14 protein-coding genes are annotated in these 15743 nt (G+C 69.8%); 5 read left to right on the forward strand and 9 right to left on the reverse strand.

Annotation, left to right across the window (positions count from 1 at the left end; translation table 11 throughout):
- Window positions 1-34 precede the first annotated feature (34 nt).
- Window positions 35-571, reverse strand: a complete 537-nt coding sequence (locus AC50YC_RS05485) for a flavin reductase family protein (RefSeq protein WP_494952578.1) — start codon at window positions 569-571, stop codon at window positions 35-37.
- 193 nt (window positions 572-764) lie between these two features.
- Between AC50YC_RS05485 and AC50YC_RS05490 the strand changes: the two genes are divergently transcribed.
- The 3 genes from AC50YC_RS05490 (at window position 765) to AC50YC_RS05500 (ending at window position 3390) form a co-directional block, all read left to right on the forward strand.
- The gene (locus tag AC50YC_RS05490; protein ID WP_494952579.1) at window positions 765-1481 is read left to right on the forward strand and encodes an IclR family transcriptional regulator; all 717 of its coding nucleotides are present in this window, start codon (window positions 765-767) and stop codon (window positions 1479-1481) included.
- A 115-nt stretch (window positions 1482-1596) separates the two neighbouring features.
- Window positions 1597-3099 (forward strand): 5-carboxymethyl-2-hydroxymuconate semialdehyde dehydrogenase, encoded by a 1503-nt coding sequence (gene hpaE, locus AC50YC_RS05495; RefSeq protein WP_494952580.1) that lies wholly within the window; start codon window positions 1597-1599, stop codon window positions 3097-3099.
- 57 nt (window positions 3100-3156) lie between these two features.
- Entirely contained in the window at window positions 3157-3390 is a 234-nt protein-coding gene (locus AC50YC_RS05500; protein WP_494952581.1) for a VOC family protein, read from the forward strand.
- Between the two features lie 53 nt (window positions 3391-3443).
- On the opposite strand, the gene AC50YC_RS05505 is transcribed toward AC50YC_RS05500, so the two are convergent.
- The 4 genes from AC50YC_RS05505 to AC50YC_RS05520 all read right to left on the reverse strand — a co-directional run bounded on the left by AC50YC_RS05505 (window position 3444) and on the right by AC50YC_RS05520 (window position 10269).
- Window positions 3444-4847, reverse strand: a complete 1404-nt coding sequence (locus AC50YC_RS05505; RefSeq protein ID WP_494952582.1) for an MFS transporter — start codon at window positions 4845-4847, stop codon at window positions 3444-3446.
- 133 nt (window positions 4848-4980) lie between these two features.
- Entirely contained in the window at window positions 4981-8085 is a 3105-nt protein-coding gene (locus AC50YC_RS05510; protein ID WP_494952583.1) for an AAA family ATPase, read from the reverse strand.
- Window positions 8082-9260 carry an exonuclease SbcCD subunit D gene (locus AC50YC_RS05515; RefSeq protein ID WP_494952584.1) on the reverse strand — a complete coding sequence of 393 codons (1179 nt, stop codon included), beginning with the start codon at window positions 9258-9260 and terminating at the stop codon, window positions 8082-8084. The genes AC50YC_RS05510 and AC50YC_RS05515 overlap by 4 nt, the downstream gene beginning before the upstream one ends.
- 67 nt (window positions 9261-9327) lie before the next feature.
- The gene (locus AC50YC_RS05520; protein ID WP_494952585.1) at window positions 9328-10269 is read right to left on the reverse strand and encodes an MIP/aquaporin family protein; all 942 of its coding nucleotides are present in this window, start codon (window positions 10267-10269) and stop codon (window positions 9328-9330) included.
- 142 nt (window positions 10270-10411) lie between these two features.
- On the opposite strand from AC50YC_RS05520, the gene AC50YC_RS05525 reads away from it, so the two are divergent.
- The gene (locus AC50YC_RS05525; protein ID WP_494952586.1) at window positions 10412-11527 is read left to right on the forward strand and encodes an ADP-ribosylglycohydrolase family protein; all 1116 of its coding nucleotides are present in this window, start codon (window positions 10412-10414) and stop codon (window positions 11525-11527) included.
- Between the two features lie 39 nt (window positions 11528-11566).
- On the opposite strand, the gene AC50YC_RS05530 is transcribed toward AC50YC_RS05525, so the two are convergent.
- The gene (locus AC50YC_RS05530) at window positions 11567-12127 is read right to left on the reverse strand and encodes a DUF4395 domain-containing protein (RefSeq protein WP_494952587.1); all 561 of its coding nucleotides are present in this window, start codon (window positions 12125-12127) and stop codon (window positions 11567-11569) included.
- Window positions 12128-12206: 79 nt separating this feature from the next.
- The gene (locus tag AC50YC_RS05535) at window positions 12207-13226 is read right to left on the reverse strand and encodes a 3'-5' exonuclease (RefSeq protein WP_494952588.1); all 1020 of its coding nucleotides are present in this window, start codon (window positions 13224-13226) and stop codon (window positions 12207-12209) included.
- Between the two features lie 171 nt (window positions 13227-13397).
- On the opposite strand from AC50YC_RS05535, the gene AC50YC_RS05540 reads away from it, so the two are divergent.
- Window positions 13398-14165 (forward strand): VTT domain-containing protein, encoded by a 768-nt coding sequence (locus AC50YC_RS05540; protein WP_354170299.1) that lies wholly within the window; start codon window positions 13398-13400, stop codon window positions 14163-14165.
- Window positions 14166-14280: 115 nt separating this feature from the next.
- Here the strand turns inward: AC50YC_RS05540 and rdgB are convergent, their stop codons facing one another.
- Both rdgB and rph read right to left on the reverse strand, forming a co-directional pair.
- Entirely contained in the window at window positions 14281-14946 is a 666-nt protein-coding gene (rdgB, locus tag AC50YC_RS05545; protein WP_494952589.1) for an RdgB/HAM1 family non-canonical purine NTP pyrophosphatase, read from the reverse strand.
- Window positions 14943-15701 carry a ribonuclease PH gene (gene rph / locus AC50YC_RS05550; RefSeq protein WP_354350062.1) on the reverse strand — a complete coding sequence of 253 codons (759 nt, stop codon included), beginning with the start codon at window positions 15699-15701 and terminating at the stop codon, window positions 14943-14945. The genes rdgB and rph overlap by 4 nt, the downstream gene beginning before the upstream one ends.
- Window positions 15702-15743 lie beyond the last annotated feature (42 nt).

The raw sequence follows: 15743 nt of genomic DNA on the forward strand, positions 1-15743 counted from the left end.
CCGGGCCCCTGTGGGGCCGGGCGCTGCGGGGGCCTCACAGCAGGTCCTCCATGCCCAGCTGGCTCTCCGGGATGGTGGTGAAGGTGCTGTTCGCGTAGGCCAGCGCATCGCCGTTGCGGTAGTTGAAGTCCACGACCTCACCGATATAGAGGGTGTGGTCCCCGCCGTCGTACGCCGCCCAGGGCTTGCACTCAAAGTAGGCAAGCACATGGGAGAGCCGCGGGGACGTTCCACCCTCCACCCAGAGCGGCTCCGGTCCGGGACGGCCGGCAAAGTGCAGCGCGAGGTGCTGCTGCTCCGCGCCCAGGATGTTGACCGTGAAGGGCCGGCCGGCGAGCTCGTCGTGGGCCTTCGCGGCGCGGGCGATGCTCACAAGCACCAGGGGCGGCTCCATGGACACGGAGGTGAAGGAATTGACGGTGATACCGTGGCGCTTCGTGGCACCGTCAAAGGTCACGATCGCCACGCCGGTGGCGAACCGGCCCAGGCTGCCGCGGAAGGAGTGGTTCCGGGCCCCGGACGTGCGGCCCGGAACAACCGGGACCGGCCCGGTGCGGGGCTTGGCAATCATCACTGATCCCTTGCGTTGGGTGACGGCTGTCTGCTGGGCTTGCGTTTTGTCTTGCCAGGGGTGCATTTTATCCCTGCAAGTTCTATAATCGAACAAGTAGTTCCCATATAGAACGCTAACGCACTGTGAGGCGGAGCACAAGGGCCGAACGGCGCCGCCAGGTTCCCCCGCCGCCCGGATCTAGGATGGACACATGACCCCGACCGCCGGCAGCGCCCAGGCTTCCCCGTCCCAAACGTTGTCTCGCGGCATCCGCGCCCTGGAAATCCTGGCCGACGCCCAGCACCCGCTCACCATCGCCGAACTGGCCGACGCCATGGGGGTGCACCGCTCCGTGGCCTACCGCATCCTCCGCACTCTTGAAGACCATTCCCTGCTGGTGCGCGACGACGGCGGCCGGGTCCAGCCCGGCCCGGGCCTCGCCGTCCTGGCCAGGGGGGTCTCACGGAACCTGCAGACGGCAGCGCTGCCGGAGCTCACCCAGCTCGCCAATGCGCTGACAATGAGCGCTTTCGTTGCCGTCTGGGACCACGCGGAATGCGTCACGCTGGTCACCGTGGATCCGCGCCACACCGGCGCCACTGTGGTCCAGCATCCCGGCTCCCGGCATCCGATCAGCGCCGGCGCCCCCGGCATCGCGATCCAGTCGGCGCTGTCTGAAGAGGAATGGGCCGCCGCCGCACCCGGCATCCCCTACCGGGCCGAAGCGGCCGAGGCGCGCCGCCGCGGTTATGCCGCCAGCCATGACGAGGTCATCTCGGGCGTCTCCTCGCTGGCCGTACCGATCCGGGTTCCCGGCGGCCGGCCGGCGGCTCTCGCCGTTGTGTATATCCGCGCCGCGCAGGACCCAGGGGAGGTCGCAGCGGCCCTGGCCGCGAGTGCCCGGCGCATCGAGAGCCAGCTGGGCTGACAGCGACGGGGTACTCCCCGCCGCCCGCGGAGCTCGTTCCGGGGAATGCTTGACAAGCAGGCCGGTCTCAGGCAGTTTGTATCGTATACGATTTCATACTCAATGAGGAGATGTGATGGCTGAGCACTACCTTCCAGACGACCTTCCGACACGGATTCGCCACTACATCGACGGCGAATTCGTCGATTCCATCAGCGGCAGGACCTTCGATGTCCTGGACCCGGTCTCCAACGAAACCTACGCCACCGCCGCCGCGGGCCAGAAAGAGGACATCGACCTCGCCGTCGCCGCCGCCCGCAAGGCCTTCACCACCGGCCCGTGGCCGCGGATGAAGCCGCGCGAACGCGCCCGCATCCTGAACAAAATCGCCGACGCCGTCGAAGCCCAGGAGACCCGGCTGGCCCAACTGGAGACCTTCGACACCGGCCTGCCCATCACCCAGGCCAAGGGCCAGGCCCTGCGCGCGGCGGAAAATTTCCGGTTCTTCGCGGACCTGATCGTGGCCCAGTTCGACGACGCCATGAAGGTCCCCGGCGCGCAGATCAACTACGTCAACCGCAAGCCGATCGGCGTCGCCGGCCTCATCACGCCCTGGAACACCCCGTTTATGCTGGAGTCCTGGAAGCTGGCGCCCGCGCTGGCCACCGGCAACACCGTAGTGCTCAAGCCGGCCGAGTTCACGCCGCTCTCCGCCTCGCTCTGGGCGCAGATCTTCAAGGACGCCGGACTGCCCGACGGGGTCTTCAACCTGGTCAACGGCCTCGGCGAGGAAGCCGGTGACGCCCTCGTCAAACACCCGGACGTTCCCCTGATCTCCTTCACCGGCGAAACCACCACCGGCAAGACCATCTTCCGCAACGCCGCGGAGAACCTCAAAGGCCTGTCCATGGAACTGGGTGGCAAGAGCCCGGCCATCGTGTTCGCCGACGCCGACGTCGACGCCGCGATCGACTCCACCCTGTTCGGTGTCTTCTCTCTCAACGGCGAACGCTGCACCGCCGGCTCCCGCATCCTCGTCCACCAGGACATCTACGAGGAATTCTGCGAGAAGTACGCCGCCCGCGCGAAGAACATCGTGGTCGGCGACCCGCACGACCCGAAGACCGAGGTCGGCGCCCTGGTCCACCCGGAGCACTACGCCAAGGTGGCCTCCTACGTGGAGATCGGCAAGACCGAAGGCCGGCTGCTGGCCGGCGGCGGCCGCCCGGATCACCTCCCGACCGGCAATTACATCGCGCCCACCGTCTTCGCCGACGTCGCCCCGGACGCGCGGATCTTCCAGGAGGAGATCTTCGGCCCCGTCGTCGCGATCACGCCGTTCGCGGACGACGCCGAGGCGCTGGCCCTGGCGAACAACACCCGGTACGGGCTGGCCGGCTATGTCTGGACCAACGACCTGACCCGGGCGCACAACTTCTCGCAGAACCTCGAAGCCGGCATGGTCTGGCTCAACAGCCACAACGTCCGCGACCTCCGCACGCCCTTCGGCGGGGTCAAGTCTTCCGGTCTGGGGCACGAGGGCGGTTACCGCTCCATCGACTTCTACACCGACCAGCAGGCCGTCCACATCACCCTCGGCACCGTGCACACCCCGAAGTTCGGTGCCTCGGCGCAGTAGCGCGCCTTGCCCCTGGCTCCCCATCTGCTGCCCCACACTCAATGAGGAGTCCGGATCATGGCCAACGACATCATCACCCCGACCGTTCCGGCACCGGATATCGTCCGCTGCGCGTACATGGACCTGGTGGTCACCGACCTCGCCAAGTCCCGCGAGTTCTACGTGGACATGCTCGGCCTGCACGTCACCTACGAGGACGAGGACGCCATCTGGTACACCGAGGCCTCCCCGGTCCTGGACCTCGACGGGAACCCGCAGCCCGTCGTCGTCCCCCGTTGCCCTATCACTTAGGGCCCTTCTCAGGCGCTCAGAGCACCCACAAGTGATAGGGCATCCGGGGTTCGTCAGCCGACGGACGCCGTCCTGTTCCGCAGCCGGAGCACGACGGCGGCCGCCGCTCCCAGCAGGAACAGTGCCGTGGCGGCGCACACCGGCACCAGGAACGCCGTCGAGTAGCCCTGGTGCTGCGCAAGCTGTCCCGCGATGGATGAGCCGATCGCGGTGCCGGCCACGATGCCGCTGGCCAGCGCGGTCATGACCGTGCCCAGTTTTCCCGCCGGGGCTACGAGTCCGCCGATCGCAAAGACCGTGACCATCAGTGGCCCCACCGGGAGGCCCAGGACCAGGAGCACAAGGATCATGGGCAGCGCCGTCGAGGGCAGCAACAGCAGCAACGCCAGTCCTGCCATCAGCGCCGCGCAGGCCAGCCAGCGGGCGTTGGCCGTGAACCGCTGGGGCCAGTAGGCCACCGACAGGGCCGCCGCGGCCGAACTCAGCCCCATCACCGCGTAGAGCAGGCCGGCCAGGTCGGAGGTGGCGAAGCTGGCGGAGAAGGAACTCAGCGAGGTCTGGGTGGAGCCGAAGAACGTGCCCATGCAGACCATGGCCAGCACGGGGAGGGCGACGGCGGCGAAGGCGCCCGCGCGCTGTCCGGCCGGGAGGGACGCCCGGCGCTTTTTCTCACGGGCGGCACCGGCCACGGTCCGCGCAGGCGTTCGGACGACCACATGATGCGTGGGGTGCACGGCGAAGGCCGGTACGAGTGTGATGGTCAGCGCCGCGGCGAGGGCGAGCGGCAGCCACGGTGCGGCCAGACTGGCGAGGATTCCCACCAGTGCCGGGCCCAGGACAAAGGTCAGTTCGTCGGCGGTGCTTTCGTAGGACAGTGCCGTGTCCAGGTCTGCGGGGTCGGCGTTGCGTCCGCCGCGGGCGGTCAGTGCCATCCAGCGGACCCGGGCCAGCGGTCCCACCTGCGGGCAGCTGGCACCGGCAACGAAGGCGGCTACCAGGACCGGGAGGGCGGCCGCCAGGTCCTCTCCGCCGGGGATCAGGTAGACGGCGAGGATCAGTGCGATGACGGCGACGGTGTTGAAGGCGGCGGCAAGGACCAGCACGGGGCGCTGGCCCCGACGGTCTGCCAGTGCGCCGATGACGGGGGCGCCGAGCGCCGAGCCGATGCCTACGGCGCCGGCTGACACGCCACCGACTGCGATGGATCCGGTGACGGCAGTAACCAGGGTGAGGGCTCCGACAGTGAGCATGGCGAGCGGGAGCCGGGCGAAGAGCCCGATCGGGATGAAGCTTCGGCCGGCCAGCAGCGGCAGGCGGGCATACCGCCCGCGTGCCGGCGGTTCCGGCGGTGCCGGGGCGGGTTCCGGCGCAGGGGTACGCCCGGTAAGGGCATCAGCGTCTTCAGGACGATGGGGCGCCGCGGAAACGGGCGCCTGGGAGGGCGTTGAAAGGGTCATGATTCCGGGTTCGTTCAATGGTGCGCATCGTCCCTCCTCCCGATGCGCGCGACCCGGTAACGCTCCAATTGTAGCGGCACGGGTACCTGTTGGCCCAGGACCGCCGGCTGTGGCGGCCAGGCCTACGGGCGGATCAGACCGGGGCGTCGTCGGAAATGTGCAGGGTGGACCCGTTGCGTCCCTTGACCACCTGGAGTTGCGTGCCGATGCGCTGTTTCATTTCCCCCACGTGGCTCACCAGGCCGACGACGCGGCCGCCGTCACGGAGCCCCTCCAGCGCATCCATGACCTGTTCGAGGGCCTGTTCGTCGAGGCTGCCGAAGCCCTCGTCCACGAACAGCGTCTCGATGTCCACCCCGCCGGATTCCTGCTGCACCACATCCGCCAGCCCAAGGGCCAGAGCAAGCGAAGCCATGAAGGACTCTCCACCGGAGAGCGTAGCGGTGTCGCGCCGCTGGCCGGTCCACTGGTCCACCACCTCCAGGCCGAGCCCGGATTTCGCGCCGCGGGCCGCCTTGGCGTCCGTGTGCTGCAGGGTGTAACGGCCGTCGCTCATCCCGATCAGCCGCTCCGAGGCCGCCACTGCCACTTGTTCAAGCCTCGCGGCGAGCACATAGCTGTTCAGGCTCATACGGTAGTTGTTGTCTCCCGCGCCGCGGGCCGCGTCGGCGACGGCGGTCAGCAGCTGCGCCCGTTCGCGCGGTTCCCGTCCGGACTCCGCAAGCTGCGCGTAGTTGGCGCCGATGGCACCCAGCGTCCGCACGGATTTTTCCGCCAGGCCGGCTGCGAGGTCCGCGTCCCGGGCTGAGCGTTCCGCCGCCGCGGCGCCTGCGCGGAGCTGCTCCACGAGCCCCTCGGCGAGGGGCCCCTGAGCTTCGAGCTCGTGTGTGGCCAGCACAAGTTCCTCGCTGGCGAAGAGTTCCTCGATCCGGGCCGCTTCGTCTTGCCCGGCGCGGACGGCGGTTTCCAGTGCCGCGGCGTCCGCGGCCGGAAGCAGCACGGCGCGGGCGGCATCCGCTGATTCGAAGCCGGCGTCCGGAAGCGCCAGCTCCAGCTGCAGCCGGGCCTCCGCGGCACGGGTGGCGGCCTGTTCCAGCCGCGACCGCGCCGCATCGGCGCGTTCCAGTACGGCGGCGGTGCCATCCAGCGCCGCGATGCGATCGGCCAGGACCGCGTGACCCGCCCGGAGGTTCCCGAGGGCCAGCTCGAGGGCATCGGCCTGCTCCTGGACTTCCGTGCGGGCGGATTCGGTCTGGGCGATGTTTGCCGCCGTGGCCGCCTGGTCCCGTTCGGTGCCGGCGATCTCCTCTGCCAGTTCGGTGTGCCGTGTGCGGTTGGCGGCAAGTTCTGCCGCGCCGCGGCGTGCCTCGGCGGCACGTTCCCTGGCCAGGGCGGCCTCAAGGGTGGCGTCCTCCGGCGCGGTGTTCCCTCCCTGGGCCGCCAGCACGGCCACGTCCTGCTGGGCATCGGAGAGTTCGCGGTCGAGCGCTGCCAGGGCGGCCTCCGCAACTTCGCAGGCCTGCTGCGCGGTTTCCTCGGCTTCGGCCACGGTCAGGGCGGAGGCAGCGGCCGGGGCAGGGGCCGGGTGTGCGGGACTGCCACACACGGCACACGGCTCGCCGGGCCGCAGCTGGGACGCGAGTTCCGCGGCGGCGTTGGCCAGCCGTTCCTCGCGGAGATCGAGCCAGCGCTGGCGCCGGTCCTGGTACTCCTCCCGGGCGAGGCCGTGGCGTCCGGCGACGGCTCCGCAGTTCCTCTCGGCCGCGGCGTAGCGCCGGACCAGGACCAGCAGTTCCTCCGCGGCGGTTGCTTCCTTCGTCCGCAACTGCACCTCGGCGGCGAGTTCTTCGAGCGGACGCAACCCGGCGAGCAGTGCATCGGATTCCTGGCGCAGGGCGGCCAGGACAGCAGCCCCGGTTGTCCGTCCTTCTTCCAGCTTCGCCAGGCTGAGGCGCAGCTGGGTGGTGCGGCTCCGAAGTCCGCTGAGCCTGGCTTCGTCGGGCAGCCGCTCGTCCAGCACCGCACGCAGTGAGTGAAGTCCGCTCAGCGCGGACCGGAGGGCGTCGCCGTCGTAGGTGGAGATGCCAGCGACCCCGCCGCTGTTGAGGGGGTCACCGGAGACGTGGCCTGGGATGCGGTCCGGGGTCCCGTTGCGCAACGCGGCGAGTTCAGGGTCCGTGAGGGCGGCGGTGCGCAGTTCTTCCGCGGCAGCTGCCATGGCGCCGGCGGCCAGTTCCTCGGCTGTACCGGCACTATCCCCCGCGTGCAGTTGGCCGCTGAGGACTTCGGCCTGGCGGTGCAGTCCCAGCTGTTTTTTCTTGGCGGCGACTGCCGGGGCCGCGGCCTCAGCGTCGGTGCGCCGGCGTTCGGCTGCGGCCAGCTTCGCTTGCCGGGCAGCACGCGCCGTCGCGCTGTCCCGGGCGGACAGGCTGACGGCGCGCAGCCCCTCGGCCTCCAGTGCGGTCGTGCGGCGCAGTTCTGCGGCGGTCCCGGCATGCACCTGCAGCCAGCTGAGGAAGGAGTCCGGGTCGGCGCGGTCCGGGGCAGCTGCTGTGTCGAGCTCCAGCGTGGCCGTTTCGGCTTCCGCCTGGGCGAGCAGGAGCTCGAGCTGGCCGTTGAGGGTGGCGACCTCGGCGCGGGCGGCCTGTGCCTTCCGGCCGAGTTCCTGTTCCACGGCCTCGAAACGCTGGGTGCCGAAGAGGCTCTGCAGCAGCTCGAGCCGGTCGGCGGCCTTGGACCGCAGGAAGGCTGCGAAGTCGCCCTGCGGCAGCATCACGACGCGGGTGAACTGTTCCCGGTTCATGCCGAGGACGGCGGCGATCTCGGCGCCGGCTTCATCGTTGCGGCCGGACTTTTCGATCCAGTCGCCGTCGATACGTTCGCGGAGCAGGGTGTTGGCCTGCTGCAGGGTGAAGCCGTTCCGGCCCCGGGCGCTGGGCTTGTCCCAGGCCGGAGAGCGGGAGACTTCGAAGTGCCGGCCGCGGGCGGAGAACTCGCAGGTGACGCGGGGCTCGGCCGCGGCCTCGGCGTGGTCGCTGCGCAGCCGTTTGCCGTCCTGCCGCGCCCCGGGCACCGAACCGTAAAGCGCGAAACAAATGGCGTCCAGGACGCTGGTCTTGCCGGCTCCCGTGGGACCGTTCAGCAGGAACAGCCCGTGGGCGCTCAGCCGGTCAAAATCGATGTGTTCGGTCCCGGCGAAGGGCCCGAAGGCGGAGATCTCGAGACGGTGGATTCTCACAGCGATATTCCTTCCAGCCGCACGGATTCCAGGGCGTCGGCGAGGACCGCCGCCTCACCGTCGTCGGCAGCCCGGCCACGGACGTGTTCGAGGAAACCGCAGCAGATGGACAGGTCGTCCTCGGCCTCGGCGAGCCGGCTGCTGTAGCTGGTTTTAGCCGCGGCGCCGGCACCTTCCGGGTCGAACCCCAGCACCAGGGTGTCGGGAAACCGCGAGCGCAGCCGTTCCATCGCCTGCGCCGGCCGCTGGGCGTCGGTCAGGGTGATCTGGCAGTAGGCTGATTCGGCCCAGGCGTGCTCCTCCGCCTGGAGCAGTTCCTCCAGCTTCCCCCGAAGCACGGCCAGGGTACGGGGTGCCTCCCACAGCACCTCGCGGATTGTGCTGACGCCGGCCGTGTCGACGTCCAGGAGCCAGCTGCCTTTCCTGTGCTGCGCTTCGGAGAAGGAGTAGGCGAGCGGCGAACCGGAATAGCGAACCGTCGGAGAGAGCTCCTGCCGGCCGTGCAGGTGGCCCAGCGCCGTGTAGCCGAAGCCATCGAAGAGATCCAGCGGGACGGCGCCGACGCCGCCGATGCTGAGGTCCCGCTCGCTGTCGGAACTGATGCCGCCGCTGGCAAAGGTGTGCGCCAGCACCACGGAATGGACGGTCCGGGTTCCGGCCCGGGCTGCAAGATCGGCCCGGATCCGGGCGGTGGCGGCCCGGGTCACCTCGAAGTGACTGGCGGTGTCCACGCCGAGCTGTTCGGCCACGAGCCGCGGTTCCAGCCAGGGAATGCCATAGACAGCGAGCACCGGTCCGGCGTCCGGGTCGGCAGCGTCGAGCGGGAAGAGCACGGGCTGGTCCAGCTCATTGAGCCGGGTGCGAAGGTGCACTCCCCCGCGCTCCAGCAGCCGGGAGGCAAAGCCGAGCCGGATGGCCGAGTCGTGGTTGCCGCTGGTCAGCACCACCTGGGCGCCGGCACCGGTCAGGCCCACCAGGGCGTCGTCGAGCAGGCGGACGACGTCGACTCCGGGCAGGGCGCGGTCGTAGACGTCGCCGGCGATCAGGACGACGTCGACCGCCTCGTCCCGGACGAAGGTAACGAGCTGGTCGACGAACGCGCGCTGGGCATCCAGCATCCCGACGCCGTGGAAGGACCTGCCCAGATGCCAGTCCGAAGTGTGCAATAACCGCATGTTCCTACGGTATCGGCTGGCACCGACAGGATTGTGACACCGCTCCGGGACCGGCGCGGGCTGCGGACTATTTGTCGCGTTTGTCGAAGAAGTCGCGTGCCTCATCCTCGTTTGCCGTGCGGCCTGCGGGTGCTGCCGTGCCCGCGGGTGCTGCCGGTGACGCCGCCACGGCCTCGGATTCCGCCAGCAGGGTCTCGCCCGTGTCCCCGTCCACTCCGTCAGCTGCAGCCGGCACCGGAACTGCGGCCGGCGTCGACGGCGCGAAGCCGCGGAACACCAGTCCCGTGAGGGCCGCGCCCGCCAGCGGGGCAACCCAGAAGAGCCACAGCTGCCCGAGCGCGTCGGGACTGCTGAAAAGCGCCGACGCGGTGGCGCGCGCCGGGTTGAAGGGCGTGTTGCCGGGCGCCTGGCCGAGCTGCAGGAGCACCGCCATGGTCAGGCCGACGGCGAACGGGGCCGCGAGCCGTGACGGGTTCCGGGCCGAGGTGGCGCCCAGGAAGGCGGCCACCAGCAGGGCGGCGCCGAGCACCTCAATGAGCAGTACCCCGGCCAGCGGGACCTGGATGATGGAGTTCTCGCCGAAACCGGCAGCCACCGTGTCGAAGGCGGTCCTGGTATCGGCGATGTTGGGGACAGTGCGCAGGATGGCGAAGAGCGTCACCCCGCCAAGCAGTGCGCCCGCCAGCTGCGCGCCGACGTACGCCGCGGCGTCGGCGAGCCGGAGACGGCCCGCAATGGCGTGTCCCGCCGTTACCGCGGGGTTGAAGTGTCCGCCGGAGAGGTACCCGAACGCCAGCATCGCCGCGGCGACCGCCAGCCCCGCGGCCAGCGAGGCGGAGAGCGGGTTCGACTGCGGAATGGTGAACAGCGGGACGCCCAGGCCGGCGACCACCACGAAGAAGGTCCCGAGGGCCTCGGCGGACACCCTGCCCAGCAGCCCGGGACGCACCGGTTCGGAGGTGGCGGCCGGCCGGTCGGGTGACGCGGGGGCTGACTCGGGCGTGATCATGTGCAGGAATTCCTTTGCTCGGGGTCAGCGAGCAGTCTGACAGCGGAGTCTGGACGTTGGCTGGAACCGCGCTCAGCGTCCCAGCCGGCACCCCCGCTGGCCAGGCCGCGACGGCAAGGGGCTGGGGGTAAAATTCTTAGTCATGAGCACCGAGCCCGTCACTCCCCCCGCACCACTCCCGACCCCGTCGCACGAATCCCGGATCCACGGATGTCTGCTGGGCGGCGCGCTGGGTGATTCGCTCGGTTACGCCGTCGAATTCGACGACATCTCCACCATCCGCGGGAAGTTCGGACCGGCCGGGCTCCAGGACTTTTCCGCGCTCGACGGCGGCAGCCACTTTTCGGACGACACGCAACTCACGCTGTACACCGTGGACGGGCTGCTGGAGGCGCTGGAGTGGGCCAACTCGGGCGTGGCCGCGGACACCAACGCGTGCCTGTGGCTCGCGTACCTGCGCTGGCTCGCCACCCAAGATGTGCCGGTTCCTGAGGCGGCGCCGTTCCAGCCTCCCCGCTGGATCGATTCCCACGGCGTGCTCAAGCACCGCCGTGCTCCGGGCAACGCCTGCCTGACCGGGCTGGCCACCGGTGAGATGGGAACGTTCTTCCGCCCGGTCAACCCGGACTCCAAGGGCTGCGGCACGGTGATGCGCTCCGCCCCGTTCGGCCTGGTCCCCTTCATCGCAGCCGACGCCATCTACAAGCTCAGCGCCGACGCGGCCTCACTGACCCACGGGCACCCCGCGGCCCGGCAGAGCGCCGGGATCTTCAGCGTCGTCATCCATGCCCTGACTGCCGGGCACGGCCTGCGCGAAGCAGCGGACTACGCCCTCGGACAGCTGGACGCCGGCCACCTGCGCAAAGGTGAGGCACCCGACCCGGATGTCGTCGCCCGGCTGGAGGCCGCCCTCCGGCTTGGCACCGCCGGCGTGATGCTGGAGCCCGAGGACCTGGTCCGGGAACTCGGCGAAGGGTGGGTGGCGGAGGAGGCACTCGCTGTCGCGCTGTACGCGGTCCTGGCCACGGAGCCGGATCCGACGGCGGCCGCCGGACACCCGGAGGCCCACTTCCGCGCGGCCATCGCCCTAGCGGTGAACCACAGCGGCGACAGTGACTCCACCGCGTCGATTGCCGGCAACATCCTCGGCGCCTTCTACGGGGAGGACTGCCTGCCGTCGCAGTGGCTCGAAGCGCTGGAGGCCCCGGAGGTCATCCGGGGCATGGCGTCGCAGCTGGCAGCAGTCACCGGCGCCTGAGCTGCGCCGGCTCTTGCACCGGGCGGCTGGTCCCGGCGCTCAGGCGCGGCGGAGCGAAATGTTGTTGCAGGCCTCGCACACGTCCTCGGGGATCAGGCCGCGGCGCTGCAGGAAGGCGAAGATGGCGCAGCCCATGCAGAAGCCCGCGAATGCTTCCAGCGACGCGGCGACAATCAGGACCGCGAGCAGAATCCAGGCCGCCGGCGCCAGTCCCACCGCCAGCAGGAGGGCGGCGGTGGTGGACACGGCGGCGCCGATGCCCTGGGCGAAGCGCTTCGGCGGGCCCGGGACCAGCCGGGTCTTCCCCAGCAGCGGAGTGAGGACCTTGACGGACAGCTGGGCCAGCGGCGAGATCCGCGGGCCGAAGAGGACGCGCAACCAGAACCCCACGGCGATGACGGCCAGGCCCCAGCCGATGCCGGTCAGCAGCGTCACCACGGACAGCAGCACCACCAGGGCGGCCGTGATCCGGGCCGCGTACTCATTGACCGGGTTCGGAAACGCGAAGACCGTCCGCCAGCTGATTCCGCCCCTGCGTGCAGGTGAATATGCAGTCGCGGATGCAGGAGGCGCGGGAGGTGCCGTGGTCGGTTTGCTCATCGTTCAAGGCTAGGAGCAGGACTGCCCCGGGCGGAATGTTTGTTGCGCAGTGTGACCGCGGGAGCCGTCGTCCGGGGGGTCAGGCAATCGCGGCGGAGGCGACGTGGCCGCCCACCATCTGCAGGAATTCTCCCTCGGAGAGGACCTCGATCCGCTGGCCCCGCTCGTGCAGCTCCAGCACGCGCCGCGCCTTGCCGGTCAAACGGCCGGAGCGCAGGTCGGCGGCCACGAACCCGTCGCCCACCACCAGGACGGTGGTGCGGGCCGTGACCCGGCTCTCCGGCCGGGCGCCGAGCTCGGCGGAACGGGTCTTCGCCTCGGGACGGGGGATGGCGAGTTCGCCGGTGAACACGACGGTCTGGCCGAATAAGGGGTGGCCGGACTCGGCGAAGGCATTCGGCAGCGGATTGGCGCCCTCCTCCGGCCAGCCGGGCTGGTACGCCCGGACCGGAGCCGCGGCGGCCGGTCCCCCGGCCAATGCGTCCAGGGCGGACTGGCTGGCCTTGGAGAGCGGATCGCGCAGCGGGTCGAACGCCGGCTGGCGGGACACCGTCAGTCCCAGGGACAGGTAGAGTTCCGCGATGCTGCCGGCACCGTTGCGCGCCGCAATGTCGATCAGGATCCCGGCGCAGGCGCGCGCGTCCTCGGCGGCGTCGTGGTGGTTGACCAGCGGAACGCCGGCTTCCTCAGCCGCGTACGGCAGGGAATTGGACACCAGGGAGTAGCAGCGGCGGGCGAGCATCACCGTGCAGACGTAGTCATAGGCCGGTCCCGCAAGTCCGGAGACCTCGAGGCCGGAGCGGATCACACCGAGGTCGAAAGCGGCATTGTGGGCAGCAAGCACGTCGCCGCCGATGAAGGCGCCGATCTCCGGAAAGAGTTCACCGAAGCGCGGCAGCCCGGCGACCTGCTCAGGCCGGATGCCGTGGATCCGGACGTTGTGGTGGTCAAAGCGGTCGTGGTTTTCCGGCGGCCGCATCAGCCACGAGGCCTCCTCGACCACAACGCCGCCGCGCACCTTGCTCAGGCCAACAGCGCACGGTGAACCACGGAAGCCGTTCGCGGTCTCAAAGTCGATCGCCGTAAAGTCCAAACCCACGCTCCAACATTACCGCCGGAATCCGGCCCGCCCCGCACGGCCGCGCCCGCGCCGCGCCCGTGCCGCGCACGTAAAACAGTCTGCGCCGTGCCGTTCTCGTGGCCTGCGCCCGTCCGCCGGGAGCGCCCGACGGCGGCCGTCAAGTACCCTTGACAGGTGAACCTTTTAGCTTTGAGCGACTTTGCCGTGTCCACGATCGGCGGCGCAGGCCCGGTCCAGCCGCAGCTGGCCTCCTTCCTGCCCGACTGGCTGAACCCCCAGGTCTTCCTGGCCGATCCCGCCCTCGCGCCCTGGGTGGTGCTGCTGGTCTGCGGCATCATCTTCGCTGAGACCGGACTCCTGATCGGCTTCTTCCTGCCGGGCGACTCGATGCTCTTCACGGCCGGACTCCTCGTGGCCACCGGGACCATCAAGGTCAACATCTGGGCTTTCGTCGGGCTGATCATCGTCGCGGCCATCGTCGGGAACCAGGTCGGCTACCTGATCGGTTCCAAGGCCGGCCCGGCCATCTTCAACAAGCCGAATTCCAGGCTCTTCAAGCGTGAAAACGTGGAAAGCGCCCACGCCTTCTTCGAGAAGCACGGCGGCAAGGCCCTGATCCTGGCCCGTTTCGTGCCGATCATCCGGACCTTTGTCCCGGTGATCGTGGGCGTCGCGCAGATGGACAAGCGCAAGTTCTTCCTGTTCAACGTCATCGGTGCGCTGCTGTGGGGCGGCGGCGTCACGCTGCTGGGCTACCTGCTGGGCGACACCTTCCCGTGGGTCCGCGAAAACCTGGACATCATCTTCATCGTGATCGTCCTGGTCTCCGTGATCCCGATTGGCATTGAGGTCGCCCGCGGCTTCATCGCCAAGCGCCAGTCCGAAAAGTACGGCACGGACCTTGTCGAGGAGTTCATCGAGGAGCACGAGCCCGAAGAGGAACGCAAGACCCCGTAGCTCCCGTTCCGGACAAGCGGTCCGGATAGGCGGTCCGGCCACAACAGCTCAAGCGGAAGGCGCCCCACAGTGTGGGGCGCCTTCCTGTGTTAGCGCGCCTGGTGCCGCGGCCCGGCTACCTGCCGGACAGCGCCTCCACGATCGCCGGGAGCAGCGCACGGAACGCGTGCCCGCGGTGGCTGATGGCGTTCTTTTCCGCCGGGCTCAGCTCGGCGCAGCTGCGGTCCAGCCCGCTGGGCTGCAGCACCGGGTCGTAGCCGAAGCCGCCGGCCCCGCGCGGTTCGCGCAGCAGTGTCCCCTCGAGCTGCCCGTATTCCACGACTTCGCGGCCCTCGTCCGGGGCGGAACCTGCGCCGGAAGCGGGCACCGCCAGCGCCGCAGCGCAGACAAATGCGGCTCCGCGGTACTCGTCGGGAACGTCGGCCAACTGGTCCAGCAGCAGCCTCAGGTTGGCGGCGTCGTCCCCGTGGCGGCCGGCCCAGCGGGCCGAGAAGATGCCGGGCGCCCCGCCGAGCACATCGACGGCGAGGCCGGAGTCGTCGGCGATCGCCACGAGCCCGGTTGCCTGCGCCACCGCGCGCGCCTTGAGCAGCGAATTCTCGGCGAAGGTCACTCCGGTCTCGGCGACGTCGGGGGCGCCGACCGCGCCCGCGTCCACCACCTGGGTGTCGACGTCGAGGCCGGGCACCTGCCCGCGCAGCAGTTCCCGAAGTTCCCGCAGCTTGCCCTGGTTGTGCGTGGCGAGGACCAGCACCGGTGTGGCGGCAGCGCCCGCTGTCACGGGGCTTCCGCCAGGGTTTCGCGCTGGATGGCGGCGAGCTGCTCGGTGCCCATCAGTGCGAGGTCGAGGAGTTTGTTGAGCTCATCGCGGTCGAAGGGGGCTCCTTCGGCAGTGCCCTGGACTTCGACGAACTTGCCGGACCCGGTGACGACGACGTTCATGTCGGTCTCGGCCCGGACATCCTCCACGTAGGGCAGGTCCAGCATCGGGACGCCGTCGATGATGCCGACGGAGACGGCGGCGATCGTGTCGACCAGGGGCTGGGCGTTGCGGGCGATCATCTTGTTCTCGCGGGCGAAACGGATGGCCTCGGCCAGCGCCACGTAGGCGCCCGTGATGGCGGCGGTGCGGGTTCCGCCGTCGGCCTGCAGGACATCGCAGTCCAGCACGATGGTGATTTCGCCGAGGGCCTTGGTGTCGATGATGGAACGCAGCGAGCGGCCGATCAGCCGGGAAATCTCGTGGGTGCGCCCGCCGATTTTGCCCTTAACGGACTCGCGGTCGGAGCGGGTGTTGGTGGCGCGCGGCAGCATGGCGTACTCGGCGGTGACCCAGCCGCGGCCCTCGCCCTTGAGCCAGCGCGGGACGCCCTCGGTGAGGGAGGCCGTGCACAGCACCCGGGTGTTGCCGAACTCGATCAGGGCCGATCCCTCGGCCTGCTTGGACCAGCCGCGGGTGATGCTGATCGGACGGAGCTGATCGGGGGTACGGCCATCGGCGCGGATGATGGGGGCAGTCAGGGCTTCGGAAGTCATGCCAATAGCTTATCGACCCTCACCGGACCGCGAGAGCACGCC

Source organism: Pseudarthrobacter sp. MDT1-56, assembly GCF_059383555.1.